Source organism: Bacillus sp. Nf3, assembly GCF_003028545.1.
In the GTDB taxonomy this organism is placed as follows: domain Bacteria; phylum Bacillota; class Bacilli; order Bacillales; family Bacillaceae; genus Bacillus; species Bacillus safensis.
In genome coordinates this window covers 1-749 of record NZ_PYUA01000032.1, presented here as the reverse complement: position 1 = coordinate 749, position 749 = coordinate 1, and the positions used below count along the sequence as shown (strand labels likewise).

Genomic DNA, 749 nt, shown 5'->3' with positions numbered 1-749 from the left:
TCACCTCGAAGTCCAGGTTCACTTCCTCGATCGGATACGGAATGTAGTTGACCGCTTCCAGCTCGATCTGGGCTTCCATGTCGTTTTCGTCCAGGTCGGCCGGCATCGGGATCACCTTGGTGATCACCGCCGAGCCGGCCACGGCAGCAGCAGCCAGCTTGGCCTTGCTGCCTGAACGGTTCATCGCGCGGCGGATGGCCTCACCCACGGCCTCCACTTCGACGATGTTCTTCTCCACCACCGCATTCGGCGGAAGAGGTTCCACAGCATAATGTTCCACACGGAAACGATTGCCGCTGCGGGACAGCTGCAAAAGCTTTACCGCAGTCGAACTGATGTCGACGCCAACGAGCGGCGACTGACTTTTTGGGATGAGCCCCACGGTTTCTCCCCTGCCGACGGGCACTTGGACGCAAGAGCTGCGTCCGCGCATTAATAACGTATTCTTAGCAAATGACAACCGCCCTGCTGTGAAATCCCTCACGGATTCACGATGCAGCCCCTGGCAATTCCCCTTGCGTTCCCCGGTGCCGACCCCAGCCGCCACCTTGCGTAATCTATACTCTGCGACCACGAAATTCGCAATCGGAATCTGAACCCGATGACTCGACTCCGCCGCTGGCTGCGCTGGATCTTCCTGATTGTCCTGGTCCTGGCGCTGATCGGCGCGGCCGCTGTGGGCGGTCTGTATTACGCCGTGTCCTCCAAGCTTCCCGACGTGCAGACCCTGCGTGACGTGGAAATGCAGG

Annotated in this window: 1 protein-coding gene; it reads right to left on the bottom strand. The window is 59.8% G+C overall.

Annotation, left to right across the window (positions count from 1 at the left end):
• The coding region (gene pilM, locus C9414_RS20705) for a type IV pilus assembly protein PilM (protein WP_142398067.1) at positions 1 to 382 on the bottom strand (382 nt) is incomplete at its 3' end.
• Positions 383 to 749: the final 367 nt, after the last annotated feature.